The organism is Nocardioides antri (assembly GCF_008373765.1).
In the GTDB taxonomy this organism is placed as follows: Bacteria; Actinomycetota; Actinomycetes; order Propionibacteriales; family Nocardioidaceae; genus Nocardioides; species Nocardioides antri.
Genome location: NZ_VUJW01000009.1, coordinates 63,845 through 77,157, shown reverse-complemented (window position 1 = coordinate 77,157; position 13,313 = coordinate 63,845). Strand labels below are relative to the sequence as shown.

Annotated in this window: 16 protein-coding genes; 10 read left to right on the top strand and 6 right to left on the bottom strand. The window is 72.1% G+C overall.

Going from position 1 to position 13,313, the window contains the following annotated elements; translation table 11 throughout:
* The first annotated feature begins 52 nt into the window (after positions 1-52).
* From hrcA to F0U47_RS14935, 3 genes are all read left to right on the top strand, one after another.
* Positions 53-1,069 (top strand): heat-inducible transcriptional repressor HrcA, encoded by a 1,017-nt coding sequence (hrcA, locus tag F0U47_RS14945; protein ID WP_149751279.1) that lies wholly within the window; start codon positions 53-55, stop codon positions 1,067-1,069.
* A 61-nt stretch (positions 1,070-1,130) separates the two neighbouring features.
* The gene (gene dnaJ, locus F0U47_RS14940) at positions 1,131-2,306 is read left to right on the top strand and encodes a molecular chaperone DnaJ (RefSeq protein ID WP_149751278.1); all 1,176 of its coding nucleotides are present in this window, start codon (positions 1,131-1,133) and stop codon (positions 2,304-2,306) included.
* Positions 2,307-2,308: 2 nt separating this feature from the next.
* Entirely contained in the window at positions 2,309-3,052 is a 744-nt protein-coding gene (locus F0U47_RS14935; protein ID WP_149751277.1) for a 16S rRNA (uracil(1498)-N(3))-methyltransferase, read from the top strand.
* Here the strand turns inward: F0U47_RS14935 and F0U47_RS14930 are convergent.
* On the bottom strand, positions 3,049-4,092 hold the full coding sequence (locus tag F0U47_RS14930; protein WP_149751276.1) for a winged helix DNA-binding domain-containing protein: 1,044 nt from the start codon (positions 4,090-4,092) through the stop codon (positions 3,049-3,051). The two genes, F0U47_RS14935 and F0U47_RS14930, sit on opposite strands and share 4 nt — an antisense overlap.
* 45 nt (positions 4,093-4,137) lie before the next feature.
* On the opposite strand from F0U47_RS14930, the gene F0U47_RS14925 reads away from it, so the two are divergent.
* Positions 4,138-4,965 carry a 1-acyl-sn-glycerol-3-phosphate acyltransferase gene (locus tag F0U47_RS14925; protein ID WP_149751275.1) on the top strand — a complete coding sequence of 276 codons (828 nt, stop codon included), beginning with the start codon at positions 4,138-4,140 and terminating at the stop codon, positions 4,963-4,965.
* Entirely contained in the window at positions 4,965-5,405 is a 441-nt protein-coding gene (locus tag F0U47_RS14920; RefSeq protein WP_149751274.1) for an SRPBCC family protein, read from the top strand. Before F0U47_RS14925 ends, F0U47_RS14920 begins: the two co-directional genes overlap by 1 nt.
* Before the next feature lie 31 nt (positions 5,406-5,436).
* Here the strand turns inward: F0U47_RS14920 and F0U47_RS14915 are convergent, their stop codons facing one another.
* Genes F0U47_RS14915 through F0U47_RS14905 form a run of 3 tightly spaced genes read right to left on the bottom strand, consistent with a single transcriptional unit; the run spans position 5,437 to position 8,028 of the window.
* Positions 5,437-6,348 (bottom strand): Gmad2 immunoglobulin-like domain-containing protein, encoded by a 912-nt coding sequence (locus tag F0U47_RS14915; RefSeq protein ID WP_149751273.1) that lies wholly within the window; start codon positions 6,346-6,348, stop codon positions 5,437-5,439.
* 28 nt (positions 6,349-6,376) lie between these two features.
* Complete coding sequence (locus F0U47_RS14910) at positions 6,377-7,405, bottom strand: hypothetical protein (protein ID WP_149751272.1); 1,029 nt, start codon at positions 7,403-7,405, stop codon at positions 6,377-6,379.
* Positions 7,402-8,028, bottom strand: coding sequence for a SigE family RNA polymerase sigma factor (locus F0U47_RS14905; protein ID WP_246159642.1), 627 nt, complete (start codon positions 8,026-8,028; stop codon positions 7,402-7,404). The genes F0U47_RS14910 and F0U47_RS14905 overlap by 4 nt, the downstream gene beginning before the upstream one ends.
* 67 nt (positions 8,029-8,095) lie before the next feature.
* Here F0U47_RS14905 and F0U47_RS14900 point away from each other — a divergent pair, with 67 nt between their 5' ends.
* A complete protein-coding gene (locus F0U47_RS14900; protein ID WP_149751270.1) occupies positions 8,096-8,461 on the top strand; it encodes a histidine triad nucleotide-binding protein in 366 nt (121 codons plus the stop codon).
* Here the strand turns inward: F0U47_RS14900 and F0U47_RS14895 are convergent, their stop codons facing one another.
* Complete coding sequence (locus F0U47_RS14895) at positions 8,462-8,725, bottom strand: hypothetical protein (protein WP_149751269.1); 264 nt, start codon at positions 8,723-8,725, stop codon at positions 8,462-8,464.
* Positions 8,726-8,850: 125 nt separating this feature from the next.
* Between F0U47_RS14895 and F0U47_RS14890 the strand changes: the two genes are divergently transcribed.
* From F0U47_RS14890 to F0U47_RS14880, 3 genes are read left to right on the top strand one after another with little or no spacing between them, the layout of a single operon-like run.
* Complete coding sequence (locus F0U47_RS14890; RefSeq protein WP_149751268.1) at positions 8,851-9,867, top strand: PhoH family protein; 1,017 nt, start codon at positions 8,851-8,853, stop codon at positions 9,865-9,867.
* A gap of 7 nt (positions 9,868-9,874) precedes the next feature.
* Positions 9,875-10,339, top strand: coding sequence for an rRNA maturation RNase YbeY (gene ybeY, locus F0U47_RS14885; RefSeq protein ID WP_149751267.1), 465 nt, complete (start codon positions 9,875-9,877; stop codon positions 10,337-10,339).
* 16 nt (positions 10,340-10,355) lie between these two features.
* Positions 10,356-11,663 (top strand): hemolysin family protein, encoded by a 1,308-nt coding sequence (locus F0U47_RS14880; protein WP_149751266.1) that lies wholly within the window; start codon positions 10,356-10,358, stop codon positions 11,661-11,663.
* A 13-nt stretch (positions 11,664-11,676) separates the two neighbouring features.
* Here F0U47_RS14880 and F0U47_RS14875 read toward each other — a convergent pair whose 3' ends face one another.
* A complete protein-coding gene (locus tag F0U47_RS14875) occupies positions 11,677-12,768 on the bottom strand; it encodes a calcium-binding protein (RefSeq protein WP_188111374.1) in 1,092 nt (363 codons plus the stop codon).
* 169 nt (positions 12,769-12,937) lie between these two features.
* Here F0U47_RS14875 and F0U47_RS14870 point away from each other — a divergent pair, with 169 nt between their 5' ends.
* Positions 12,938-13,282, top strand: coding sequence for a cytidine deaminase-like protein (locus F0U47_RS14870; RefSeq protein ID WP_149751264.1), 345 nt, complete (start codon positions 12,938-12,940; stop codon positions 13,280-13,282).
* Positions 13,283-13,313 lie beyond the last annotated feature (31 nt).

The window sequence follows — 13,313 nt, the reverse complement described above, 5'->3', positions numbered from 1 at the left end:
CGGCGGCGGTACTCTTGGCACTCCGATGATCCGAGTGCCAGAAGGAGGCGAGATGCAGGAGGACCGCAGGCTCGCCGTGCTGCGCGCGATCGTCGAGGACTACGTGGCGACCGAGGAACCGGTCGGCTCGAAGGCCCTCGTGGAGCGCCACGGCCTCAACGTCTCTCCCGCGACGATCCGCAACGACATGGCCGCGCTCGAGGAGGAGGGCTACCTCGCGCAGCCCCACACCAGCGCGGGCCGGGTGCCGACCGACAAGGGCTACCGGCTGTTCGTCGACCGGTTGACCACCGTCAAGCCGATGACCGCCGCCGAGCGGCGGGCGATCGCGACCTTCCTCGACGGAGCGGTCGACCTCGACGACGTGGTGCACCGGTCGGTCCGCGTCCTCGCGCAGCTGACGCGCCAGGTGGCCGTCGTGCAGTACCCCACGCTCTCGCGCTCGACCGTGCGCCACGTCGAGATCGTGGCGCTGACGCCGACCCGCCTGCTGGTCGTCCTGATCCTCAGCACCGGACGGGTGGAGCAGCGGCTGGTCGAGCTCACCGACGAGCTCGCCGACGACGACCTCGCGGCGCTGCGGTCGCGGGTCAACCTCGCCGCCACCGGCGAGCAGATCTCCCGCGCGGCCGTCGCCCTCGACGCGCTCGTCACCGGCGACGAGCCGGCGCCGCCGGCCACCAAGGCCGTGGTCGAGACGCTCGTCGACGCGATGAGCGACCACCGTTCCGACGAGCGGATCGCCGTCGGCGGCACGGCGAACCTCGCCCGCTTCGGTGACAGCTTCGACTCCGCGGTCCGGCCCCTGCTCGAGGCGCTGGAGGAGCAGGTGGTCCTCCTCAAGCTGCTCGGCGAGGCACACAGCGGGGGCGCGGTAACCGTGCGGATCGGCGCCGAGGGGCCCTACGAGCAGCTCTCGTCCACCAGCGTGGTGGCGACCGGCTACGGACCCGACGACGCGCTCGCCTCGCTCGGCATCGTCGGACCGACCCGGATGGACTACCCCAGCACGATGGCGGCGGTCCGGGCCGTCGCCCGCTACGTGTCGAGGATCCTCGACGAGGGCTGACCCCGGATCTGCCCGCCGGCGAAACCCACCTGACGAAACCCACAGAGAAGCAAGGAAGCACGTGAGCCAGGACCTGTACGACCTCCTCGGTGTCGCCCGCGACGCGGACGGCGACACGATCAAGAAGGCCTACCGGCGCCTCGCCCGCCAGCTCCACCCGGACGTCAACCCCGACCCGGCCGCACAGGAGCAGTTCAAGCAGGTGACGGCTGCCTACGAGGTGCTGTCCGACCCGCAGAAGCGCGCGGCCTACGACCGCGGGGGCGACCCGTTCGGTGGCGGCTTCGGCGGACAGGGTGCAGGGTTCTCCTTCACCGACATCATGGACGCCTTCTTCGGTGGCGCGGCCGGCGGCGGCGGCGGGGGCCGTGGCCCGCGGCAGCGCACGCGCCGCGGCCAGGACGCCCTGATCCGGCTGGAGGTCGACCTCGCCGAGGCAGCGTTCGGCGTGTCCCGCGAGCTCAAGGTCGACACCGCGATCCGCTGCACGACCTGCAACGGCGACGGCGCGGCGCCGGGCAGCAGCCCGATCCCGTGTGAGACCTGCCACGGGCAGGGCGAGGTCGCCCACGTACAGCGCTCGTTCCTCGGCGAGATCCGCACCCTGCGGCCCTGCCCCTCCTGCCGCGGCTTCGGTTCGGTGATCCCCGACCCGTGCCGCGAGTGCGCCGGCGACGGACGGGTCCGCGCGCGTCGCACCCTCACCGTCAAGATCCCCGCCGGCGTCGACACCGGCACCCGGGTCCAGCTCAGCGAGCAGGGCGAGGTCGGGCCGGGCGGCGGCCCGCCGGGGGACCTGTACGTCGAGATCCAGGTGGCGCCGCACCCGACGTTCACCCGGCACGGCAACGACCTGCACTGCACCGTCGTCGTCCCGATGACCGCAGCCGCGCTCGGCACCGCGCTGACCCTGCCGACGCTCGAGGCGGACCTGGTCGACGCCGAGGGTGCTGCCGGCTCGGGGCTCGAGACCGACTTCCACCTCGACATCGCACCTGGCACCCAGTCCGGGCACCAGACGGTGGTGCGGGGCCAGGGCGTGCCCGGCCTGCGGGGTGGGCGCGGCGACCTGGTCGTGACCGTCGCGGTGGAGACCCCGACCCGCCTCGACGAGCGGCAGGAGGAGCTGCTGCGCGAGCTCGCCTCGCTGCGCGGCGAGGAGCGCCCCGACGGTCAGGTGCAGGCGACCCAGCGCACGGTGTTCGGCCGGCTCCGCAACGCCTTCACCGGCCACTGACCATGACCCTCCCGCAGCACCTGGTGCCGTCCCTCGCGGGAGTGGAGCCGGGCTCGACCGTGACCGTCGAGGGCGACGAGGCCCACCACGCGGTCGTCGTACGCCGGCTGCGGGTCGGCGAGTCGGTCCTGCTGGCCGACGGTGCGGGGGTCGTCGCGACCGGCGAGGTGAGTGCCACGTCGAAGCGCTCGTTCGACGTGCGGGTGACCGCGCTCGACGAGGTCGCCGAGCCGACGCCGTCGGTCACGGTCGTCCAGGCGCTGCCGAAGGGCGACCGCGGCGAGCTGGCGGTCGAGGTGCTGACCGAGGTCGGCGCCGCGCGGATCGTCCCCTGGGCCGCGACCCGCAGCGTCGCGGTCTGGAAGGGCGAGCGGGCCGCGAAGTCGCACGCCAAGTGGCAGACCACTGCCCGGGAGGCGGCCAAGCAGTCCCGCCGGGCCTGGCACCCGGTCGTCCATCCGCTCGCCAACGCCGCCGAGGTCGCCTCGCTCATCAGCGGTGCCGACCTCGCGGTGGTGCTGCACGAGGACGCGACGGAGCCGCTCGGCGCGCTCGCCGTGCCGGATCTCGGTGAGATCGTCGTCGTGGTGGGCCCGGAGGGCGGGATCACCGACGAGGAGGTGGCGACGTTCGTCGCGGCAGGGGCGGTCGCCGTACGACTCGGCGACGAGGTCCTCCGCACGTCCACCGCCGGGGTCGCCGCGGTGGCCGGGCTGCTGGCGCGGACGCCGCGCTGGGGCGGCTAGGCCGCCAGCAGCGCCTCCACCCGCGCGGTCTCCTCGTCGAGCTGCGCCGTCTCGTGCCTGGTGAGCTGGCGGTGGAGACGGTCGACCTCGACCCGGCCGTCGACGACCCGCCAGATGCCGGCGAGCCAGCCGTCGGCGAAGAGGGTGTTGCCGATCCCGCCGTTGGTGCCCATCCACGACCTCCGGGCCTCCGGATCGGTGACCCGGTCACGGGCGGCGTGGGACAGCCAGACGTTGTCGTAGGTGCCGAGCAGCCGCACCGGCGCCGGCGCGTCCTCGTCGGCGATCGGCGCGCCCTCGACGTCGTAGAGCACCCGCCCGTCCTCGTCCTCGTGCTGCACGAGGTCCTCCATGCCCTTGAGCACCGGCCCGAGCCGGGTGACGGCGGACCACGCAGTGACGTCGGCGGCGGTGGCCGGCCCGAACGCCCGGAGGTAGCGGCGGACCAGGTCCGGCACGTCGGGCTCGGCGATCGGCACGCCGGTCCAGCGGTCGACGTAGTCGTAGACCACGCCGCCGGACGCCTTCCAGCAGCCACGCGGGGGCAGCTGGGCCAGGGGCGCGATGGAGCGGGCGAGCTGGCCGAGCTGGGTGGCCGGGTAGGGGAACCGCTCGGCGAGCCGCAGGCCGATGTCCTTCTGCGGCAGCGGCCCGTCGGCCAGCACCTCGCGCAGGGCGGCCTCGGCCTCCGGGCGCGGGATCTCCCGGGCGTCGCCGATGGACTGGCTGACCCGGATCTCCTGCTCGATCCGCGGCGCGACCCACGGACGCAGGGAGGCGGCGTCCTCCGGGGTCAGCAGGTGGATGGTCCCGCGCATCGTCAGCAGCCGCACCAGCCGTCGCTCCTCGAGGTGTGCGCTGACCTCGTGGGGATCGAGCGTGGTGAGCCGCGCGGCGAGGGAGAGGTACGGCGGGAGGTTCTCCTGGGCCTGGAGCCCGACCAGGTGCCGGACCATCGTGACCGGCTCGGTCGCGACCCGCTCGAGGAGGTGCTGGCGGAGCAGCAGGGTGCGGTTGAGGCGCTGCCGGGTCAGACGCATGCCGGAGACACTAATGTTCCGCACAGACAGAGAGAGGGGTGGGCGATGGCGCTGGTTCGTGTCCCGTCCCTGCACCGGGTGCCGGACGGTGTCGAGGGTCGCGACCCGGAGTACATCCGCCGGATCCTGCCGCGGCTGTGGCTCGCCTTCGAGCTCTACTTCCGCGCGGAGGTCGACGGGTTCGAGCACGTCCCCGACGAGCCGGTGCTCTTCGTCGGCAACCACAGCGGTGGCGCCAGCGTGCCCGACACATGGCTGTTCCTGCTGGCCTACAACACCTACTTCACCGTCGAGGGCCGCCCATTGATCGGCCTCGCGCACCGGGTCATCACCGACACCCCGCTCATCGGCGACCTGGCCCGCAAGTTCGGCATGGTCAAGGCCGGGCCGCACCGGGCGCGCGAGGTGCTCGACCAGGGCGCCAACGTGCTGGTCTACCCCGGCGGCGACGTCGAGGCACTCCGGCCCACCCGCGACCGCAACCGGATCGTCTTCGACGGCCGCAAGGGCTTCCTCAAGCTCGCGCACGACGCCGGGGTGAAGATCGTGCCGGTCGTGGCCACCGGTGGCCAGGAGACGGTCCTCGTCCTCAACGACGGCCGCGCGACGGCGAAGGCGCTCGGCTTCGACAGGTTCCTCCGGATCAAGTCCGTCCCGCTGACGCTCAGCATCCCGTGGGGCCTGCTGCCCGGCGGCCTGCCGCACCTCCCGCTCCCGGCGAAGATCCGGATGCAGGTGCTGCCGCCGATCGACCTGCAGGAGAGGTACGGCGACGAGCCCGACTGGGATGACGCCTACGACTACGTCACCTCCACGATGCAGGTCGCACTCTCGGCTCTCGCCGCCCGGACGATCCTCCCGGTGCTGGGCTGATGGCGACGACCGCGACCGAGTCGGTCGTCGTACGACGTCCGCTCGACGTGGTCGCCAAGGTCGCCACCGACCCCGGCGTGCTGCTGCCGCTGGTGGCCGGTCTCGGCCGGTTCCGGTTCATCGGCCGCCTCGACGACGGCACCGAGGAGTGGGACATGTTCCTCGACATCGGCGCCATCCACGTGGGCGGCCGGGTCCACGTCGTCAGCGCGGCGCCGACCCTGACCTGGCAGTCGGTGCGCGGCACCCGCCACTCGATGCTCGTCGAGGTGACCGAGCACCCGGACGGCGCCACGGTGACGATGGCGATGACCGTGGAGCTCGGCGGCCTGGTCCTCGGCCGCCTGGCCGAGCGCATCGCGCGTGGCATCGCCGGGCGCCACCTCGTCGCCGGGCTGGAGCAGCTGCGGCACCACCTGGAGTTCGGTTCCCCGAGGTGACGACCTCAGCGGCCGCGAGGCGGGCAGAGGGTCACTCGACGACGATCGTCTTGGTGTCCTCGGTCGGGCCGTGGCCCTCGGTGCCGCCGGACGGGTCGTCGGTCATCGCCACGAACGTGTAGGTGCCCGGCTCGAGGCCGCTGACGTCGACCTCGGTCTCCCACGGGTAGAGCCCGTCGAGCCAGCCCTCCGCTGTGGCGAACCCGTCGAGGACCGTGGCGCCGGTCTCGTCACGGACCTCCCACGGCACGGTGGCCTCGAACGAGCTCGCCTCGCCGGACGCGGTGAACGAGCCGCTGACCGTCTCTCCCTCACCGGGGGAGAGGACGTTCACGAGGCCGCGCACGTCGAGCTCGTCGGCGGCGCCGATGGTCGAGGCGTCGACCCCGAAGAGGAGCCCGGTGGGGGCGACCACGACGGGCACCTCGGCGCCCTCCACGGCCTGCAGTGTGTAGACGAGCTGCTGGACGGCGAGCTCGGCGTCGGCCTTGCTCATCCCCGGCGCGCGGGTGCTCCAGCCGTCGTCCGGGACGGTCACGACGAACTTCTCGCCGTCGTACTCGATGCTCTCGAAGGACCCGGCCGGGAACAGCGTGCGGTAGTCGGGGTCGTTCGCGTCGCCGGCCACCATGATCGCGGCCGCCTCCTCGAGCGGGTTGTCCGCCTCGATCGTCCGGACCTCGGCGAAGAGGCCCTGGCCGTTCGCCGTGTCGGCCGCGAAGAAGATCGGCGCCTCGACGGTCTCCGCCGTCGCCGTGTCGCTCGTCGTCGGGCTCTCCGTCGGGGTCGAGACGGGAGCCGAGGTGGTGGGCTCGCTCTCGCTCTGCGTCGGAGACGAGGCCGGGTCGTCGGCCGAGCCGGACGGCTCGTCCTCACCGCACGCGGTCAGGACGAGGGCGGCGAGCGTCGCGGTGATGGCCAGGGGGAAGGTGTGGCGCTTCATGGCTTTGATCCTTGCTGTCATGAGGGGGTCAGCGGACGGTGATGGTCCGCGTGTCGCTGAATTCACGGGCGGCGTCGGACGTCTGTCCGACGTCGAGGCCCGTGACCTCGAAGACGTAGTCACCCGGGGCGAGGCCGCTGAGGTCGATCTCCCCGGTCTCCCAGCCGGGAGCGCCGAGGGTCGCCCGGGCGTCGGGACCGTCGATCGCAGCCGGCTCCGCACGGCCCCGCAGGACGACGTCGCCGTCGAGCGACAGGGTCCACGCGACCCGGCGGACGTTGGTCGACATGGTGCCGTTGGCGCTCCAGGTGTCCACGTCGACGCGGAGCCCCTCCGACGGGTCGCTGATGTTGACCGGCGCGGTCAGCGCGAACGACGAGTCGCGGTCGACGGTCGCTGCCACGAAGAGCCCCAGCACCTCCCGGGCCAGCTCGCCGTTCCACTCGAAGGCCAGCGGCAACCTCTCGCCCAGGGCCGCCTCGGCGGTGTAGACCGCCTGCTGGACGCCGAGCCGTCCCAGGCCGGAGTCGCCGGTGAGGGCTCCGTCCGTGCCGAGCTCGACGACGATCCGGTCGTCCTCGAGCCGGACCGCGCTGAACGAGTCCGACGGCCACAGCGTGCGGTAGTCGGGATCGCGCGGGCCCAGGTCGAAGGTCAGTCGCTGGAGCGCGTAGAGGACCTTCTGCTCCGGGTCGGCGGTCCGTGTGACCGCCTGGAACTCCCGGAACAGCCGCGGACCGGTCGGGGTCTCCCCGACGAAGTAGACGCCGGCCGCAGCCGTGGTCGGGCCGTCCGTCGAGGACGTGCCGGCAATCGGGATGTCGTGGTCCGGCTCCGGGTCGTCGCCGAGACCGCCGAACACGAACGTCGCGGCCACGACGGTCGCCGCCACCGCACCCGCACCGACGAGGAGCGGCGCCCAGTGCCGCCCACCGGACGTACGACGCGCGCGGGTCCGCCGTCGTACGTCGGCCAGCCGGTCGCGCGGCTCGACGTCGGAGACGGCGTCGTGGAAGAGCGCGCGCAGCCGGTCCTCGTGGTCCATGTCGTCGTTCATCCGTCGGCCCTCAGGTCCGGGCCGAGTCGCTCGAGGATCGGCCGCAGGGCGGCGCCGCCGCGGGACGCGTGGCTCTTCACCGCACCGCGGCTGATGCCGAGGGTCTCGGCGATCTCCGCCTCCGAGAGGTCGAGGTAGTAGCGCAGCGCCAGCACCTCGCGCTGGCGGCGGGGCAGCTCCTGGAGCGCGTCGAGGACCATCTGTCGTCTGCTGTCGCCCAGCACCGGCTGGTCGGCGCCGGGCGCCGACTCGGGCGTGTGCTGGCGGGCGAGGTAACGGCTGACGACGCCGCGGTGCCGCAGCGCGGACCGGGAGCGGTTGACCACGGCCTGGCGCAGGTAGGCCAGCGCCTTGTGGTGGTCGGTGAGCCGGTCCCACTTCTGGTGGACGGCGACGAGCGCGTCCTGGACGATCTCCTCGGCCATGCCCTTGTCGTGCACGAGCAGCACCGACAGCCGGACCAGCTGGTCCCAGTGCGCGAGGTACAGCGCCTCGACCGCGGCGTCCGCGTCCGACCCGGCGTTCGACTCGGCGTTCGACTGGGCGTCGGGGCGCGCGTCGGTCACGCCGATCTCCCAGGCGGGGTGCGGCGCGATCCCGGCAGTCGCTGCATAGGCGGTCACGCTAGTTCCACGCGGGTCCCGGCGGTTGGGTTGACGTCGGCGCGCCCCCATTTGGGAAGGTACGACGGTGACCTCTCCCACAGACCCGGACTGCCTGTTCTGCAAGATCGCCTCGGGGAACATCGAGGCGACCATCGTGCACGAGTCGGAGACGACGGTCGCCTTCCGTGACCTGAACCCCCAGGCTCCGACGCACGTCCTGGTGATCCCGCGCAGCCACTACCCGAACGCCGCCGCCCTCGCCGAGAACGAGCCCGCCACCGCGGCGCACCTCTTCGACGCGGCGCGGGAGATCGCGGCCGAGGAGGGTCTGGACGGGCCTGACGGGGGCTACCGGATGGTGCTCAACACCGGTCCGGCCGCGCACCAGTCCGTCTTCCACGCGCACCTGCACGTCCTCGGCGGGCGGACGATGACCTGGCCGCCCGGCTGATCAGAGGGCCTGGAACAGGCGCATCAGGGCGAAGAGCACCGGCAGGCCGAAGACGACGAGCAGCAGCCACGCGGCGAACCGGTGGTAGGGCTTCGCGCCGTCGAGCGACCCGGCGAAGTCGAGCAGCGCGCCGTCGGGGACGTGGTGCGTGAGGCCCAGCCTCCGGGCGTCCGCGGGCAGGTGGTTGCCCGGGAACCAGTCCGGCTCGGCCGAGTCGTCGAGGAGCTCGACCGGCTCGTCGTCGTACTCGTCCGGTTGCGCCATGCGGCAACGGTACGCGCCCCGAACTACTCCCGGCGGATTAACTCGCTCGGGCCGGGCGTTGAGGGGGCGTAGCATGAATGACCTCTGTCGCCACACCGGAAAGGCCGCCCGATCCCAGGGCAAGGATGACCAACACACCGACGCACCAGACCCGGCACACCGTTGTGGTGCCCAACAGCATCGACATGGTCAGCCTGCTCGGCCCCGGCGACGAGCATCTCGCCATGATCGAGCGCGGCTTCGGCTGCGAGATCCACGTTCGTGGCAACCGGATCACCCTGCTCGGTGACCCCGGTGAGGTCGCGCTCGCCGAGCGCCTGCTCGACGAGCTCGTGGCGATCATCCGCACCGGCCAGGGCGTCACCCCCGAGACCGTGGAGCGCGTGGCAGCCATGCTGCGTGCCGAGACGACCGAGCGGCCCGCCGACGTGCTGTCGCTCAACATCCTCAGCAACCGCGGCCGGTCGATCCGCCCGAAGACGCTCAACCAGAAGCGCTACGTCGAGGCGATCGACAAGCACACGATCACCTTCGGCATCGGCCCGGCGGGCACCGGCAAGACCTACCTGGCCATGGCGAAGGCCGTGCAGGCGCTGCAGTCCAAGCAGGTCAACCGGATCATCCTGTCCCGGCCGGCGGTCGAGGCGGGGGAGAAGCTGGGCTTCCTGCCCGGCACGCTGAGCGAGAAGATCGACCCCTACCTGCGGCCGCTCTACGACGCGCTCCACGACATGATCGACCCGGAGTCGATCCCGAAGCTGCTGGCCGCCGGCACGATCGAGGTCGCCCCGCTGGCCTACCTGCGCGGCCGGTCGCTCAACGACTCGTTCATCGTGCTCGACGAGGCTCAGAACACCACGCCCGAGCAGATGAAGATGTTCCTCACCCGGCTCGGCTTCGGCTCCCGGATCGTGGTCACCGGCGACGTCACCCAGGTCGACCTGCCGTCGGGCACCACCTCCGGCCTGCGGATCGTCGAGGACATCCTCGACGGGGTCGACGACCTCACCTTCGTCCGGCTGACCGCCCACGACGTGGTCCGCCACAAGCTCGTCGGCCGGATCGTCGAGGCCTACGACGTGTACGACGCGCGCGCCGACCAGGTCGCCCCGGTCGCGCGACCACAGCGCCGCGATGGATGATTCCCTCGTGAGCATCGAGGTCCTCGACGAGTCCGGCACCGGCGTCGACGTGAAGCACCTGGCACGGCTCAGCAGGTTCGTGATGGACCAGATGCGCGTGCACCCGCTCGCCGAGCTCTGCATCAAGGCGGTCGACGAGGAGACCATCGCGCAGCTCAACGAGCACTGGATGGAGAAGGAGGGCCCGACCGACGTGCTCGCCTTCCCGATGGACGAGCTCCGGCCCGGCCTGGTGACCGAGGAGCCCGAGGAGGGGATTCTCGGTGACCTGGTGCTCTGCCCCGCGGTCGCCGAGCGGCAGGGCCAAGCGGCCGGCCATGGCACTGTCCCCGAGCTCGAGCTGCTGACCGTGCACGGCATCCTGCACCTCCTCGGCTACGACCACGCGGAGCCGGCGGAGCACAAGGAGATGTTCGGGTTGCAGGACCAGCTGCTGGCGCAGTGGCGCGCCGGCGCCTCGACGGCCGGCTGAGGCCGGGGGTCGTTCGATGTCGACCGGGGACCTGTGGCTGCTCGTCACCGCGGCCGTCCTGGTGGTGCTGGCAGGACTCTTCGCCGCGGCCGAGGCCGCGCTCGGCGGGTTCTCCCGCGCCCGCGCGGGCGAGCTCGAGGGTGAGGCGCGCACCGGCGCGCAGCGGCTGGTCGTCGTGCTCGACGACGCGCCGCCGTACCTCAACACGGCGCTCTTCGTCCGCATGCTCTGCGAGATCGCGGCGATCGTGTTGGTCACCGTCCTCGTCACGGAGTACGTCGACCAGTCCTTCTGGGCGCGGGTCGGGCTCGCCACCGGCGCGATGCTCGTCGTCTCCTTTGTCGTCGTGGGCGTGGCGCCGCGCACCCTCGGCCGGCAGCACGCCGAGTCGGTCGCGCTGTGGTCGGCCGCGCCGCTGTGGGCGCTGACCCGGATCCTCGGGCCGTTCCCGAAGCTCCTGATCATGATCGGCAACGCCATCACTCCGGGCCGCGGCTTCCGCGAGGGCCCGTTCTCGACCGAGACCGAGCTCCGCGAGCTCGTCGACATGGCGGAGGCGTCCGCCGTCATCGAGTCGGGCGAGCGCAAGATGATCCACTCGGTCTTCGAGCTCGGCGACACCACCGTCCGCGAGGTGATGGTGCCGCGCGGCGACGTCGTCTACATCGAGTCCTACAAGAACCTCCGGCAGACGCTGTCGCTGTTCCTGCGGTCCGGCTTCTCCCGGGTCCCGGTGATCGGCGAGAACCTCGACGACGTGCGCGGCTTCGCCTACCTCAAGGATGTCGTCCGCCGCGACTTCGAGGCGCCCGACGTCGAGCTCACGCAGCGGGTGGAGGAGATCATGCGGCCCGTGGTCTGGGTGCCGGACTCCAAGCCGGTCGACGACCTCATGCGGGAGATGCAGGCCCGGCGCCAGCACATCGCGATCGTGGTCGACGAGTACGGCGGCACCGCCGGCCTCATCACGATCGAGGACCTGCTCGAGGAGATCGTCGGCGAGATCACCGACGAGTACGACGAGGTGGGGATCGAGGTCGAGCACCTCGGCGACGGCGAGGTCCGGGTCTCCTCCCGCTACCCGATCGACGACCTCGACGAGATCTTCGGGTTCGACGTCGAGGAGGAGGACGTCGACTCGATCGGCGGCCTGATGGCCAAGCACCTCGGCAAGGTCCCGATCCCCGGTTCCTCCGTCGAGTGCCACGGGCTGCGCTTCGAGGCCGAGCAGCCGGCCGGCCGTCGCAACAAGGTCGGCACCGTCCGGATCCGGCTGCTAGAGCCGGCTTCGGCCGAGTCCGAGGAGCGCACCTCCGCGGGGTGACCCGGTCAGGTCGTCAGGGGTCGACCAGGGTGTTGGTGCCCGGGCCGCCGTTGAGGTGGTCCGTGCCGGTGCCGCCACTGAGGTAGTCGTTGCCGTCGTGGCCGTAGAGGAAGTCGTCGTCCTCCTCGCCCAGGAGGCGGTCGTCGCCGGGACCACCCTCGAGCACGTCGTTCCCGGCGCCGCCCCATATCCTGTCGCGCACGTCGCCGCCGGCGATCTCGTCTGCCCCGGCCTCGCCGTACAGGTCGTCGCCGCCGGTGGCGCCGAGGATCCTGTCGTCACCGACTCCGCCGAGGATCTTGTCGTAGTTCGGACCGCCGTTCAGCACGTCGGCGTGCTCGCCTCCGCGGATCTGGTCATCGTCGACACCACCGAGGATGGTGTCCAGTCCGGCGTTGCCGTTGAGGAAGTCTGCCCAACCGCGACCCTCGAGACGGTCGTCGCCGAACTGCCCGTACATGTAGTCCCGGTCGGCGCCGCCGATCATCACGTCGTTGCCCGCACCTCCGTCGATCCGGTTGGTGCCGTCGCCGCCGGAGACGTTGTCGTCACCGCCACCCGCGCCGATGATGTCGTCTCCCGGACCACCGAGGATCTCGTCGTTGTCGGTCCCTCCGTAGAGCAACGCGCTGCCCGTGCCCCCGACGATGTGGTCGTTGCCGGAGTCGCCGCTGATCCACTCGGTCTGGGCGGCGGGGGCATTCTGGTCCCCGGTGAGATGGTCGTCCCCGGCACCGCCGCTGAGCCGGGCGCCCTCGGCCCCTGCCTCGAGGGTGTCGTTGCCGGCGCCACCGCCCATGCGGTCGTAGCCCGCCTCGCCGTACAGGAAGTCGTCACCGCCCAGGGAGCAGACGCGGTCCTCGCCGCCGCCGCCGTAGATCGTGTCGGCCCCGGCCGAGCCGATGATGACGTCGTCGCCGGGCGTGCCGTGGATGGTGCCGGCGCCCACGATGGTGGCGGGCTCGAACCAGCAGGAGGAGACGGCCTTCGCCGGTGGCGCGAGCGCGGTCGTCGGAGCGACGATCCCGACCGCGAGAGCCGCGATCGCGAGGGCTCGACGTGTGGTGATCTGTGCGCGTGGGCTCGGGAGCAAGCGAGGGAGCATCGTGTCCCCATCCTTCGTGGTGCCTCGGATATGTGGGGCGAGACCTTGGCCCGAGCCGGGACGTCGCTCCACGACGCTAACCCGGCGTCGGGATCTGCGAGGCGATCTAGACCACCTTTTACCGGGCGCGGGCGGAGACCGCCCCGACGGGTTCGGGATAATCGCCGCCATGGATGACCTGTCGGCCGAGGACAAGAAGCTCGTCACCCTCGCGCGCGCCACCCGCGCCCGGATCGGCGCGGCCGAGGGCGCAGCGGCACGCGACACCGACGGCCGCACCTACGCCGCCGCCACCGTCGACCTCCCGTCCCTCCGGCTCTCGGCAGTGCACGCCTGTGTGGCGATGGCCGTCGCATCCGGCTCGACGGGGGTGGACGCCGTCGTCGTCCTGGGCGAGTCGGGCGAGCTCGCCGAGGCCGACCGCGCGGCGCTGGCGGACTTCGCCGGCGCCGGCGGGGTCGTGGTCCACGTCGGCGACCCGCGCGGCAGGATCGCGACCTCGCTTCCCGTCTGATCCCGAGCTCGGCCTGCGGACGACGGTCGGG

What these genes read in the sequence shown, in the direction of transcription:
- hrcA (WP_149751279.1), top strand. Translation starts at nt 53, where the DNA reads ATGCAGGAGGACCGCAGGCTCGCCGTGCTGCGCGCGATCGTCGAGGAC.
- F0U47_RS14935 (WP_149751277.1), top strand. Translation starts at nt 2,309, where the DNA reads ATGACCCTCCCGCAGCACCTGGTGCCGTCCCTCGCGGGAGTGGAGCCG.
- F0U47_RS14930 (WP_149751276.1), bottom strand. Translation starts at nt 4,092, where the DNA reads ATGCGTCTGACCCGGCAGCGCCTCAACCGCACCCTGCTGCTCCGCCAG.
- F0U47_RS14925 (WP_149751275.1), top strand. Translation starts at nt 4,138, where the DNA reads ATGGCGCTGGTTCGTGTCCCGTCCCTGCACCGGGTGCCGGACGGTGTC.
- F0U47_RS14920 (WP_149751274.1), top strand. Translation starts at nt 4,965, where the DNA reads ATGGCGACGACCGCGACCGAGTCGGTCGTCGTACGACGTCCGCTCGAC.
- F0U47_RS14915 (WP_149751273.1), bottom strand. Translation starts at nt 6,348, where the DNA reads ATGAAGCGCCACACCTTCCCCCTGGCCATCACCGCGACGCTCGCCGCC.
- F0U47_RS14910 (WP_149751272.1), bottom strand. Translation starts at nt 7,405, where the DNA reads ATGAACGACGACATGGACCACGAGGACCGGCTGCGCGCGCTCTTCCAC.
- F0U47_RS14895 (WP_149751269.1), bottom strand. Translation starts at nt 8,725, where the DNA reads ATGGCGCAACCGGACGAGTACGACGACGAGCCGGTCGAGCTCCTCGAC.
- F0U47_RS14890 (WP_149751268.1), top strand. Translation starts at nt 8,851, where the DNA reads ATGACCAACACACCGACGCACCAGACCCGGCACACCGTTGTGGTGCCC.
- F0U47_RS14880 (WP_149751266.1), top strand. Translation starts at nt 10,356, where the DNA reads ATGTCGACCGGGGACCTGTGGCTGCTCGTCACCGCGGCCGTCCTGGTG.
- F0U47_RS14875 (WP_188111374.1), bottom strand. Translation starts at nt 12,768, where the DNA reads ATGCTCCCTCGCTTGCTCCCGAGCCCACGCGCACAGATCACCACACGT.
- F0U47_RS14870 (WP_149751264.1), top strand. Translation starts at nt 12,938, where the DNA reads ATGGATGACCTGTCGGCCGAGGACAAGAAGCTCGTCACCCTCGCGCGC.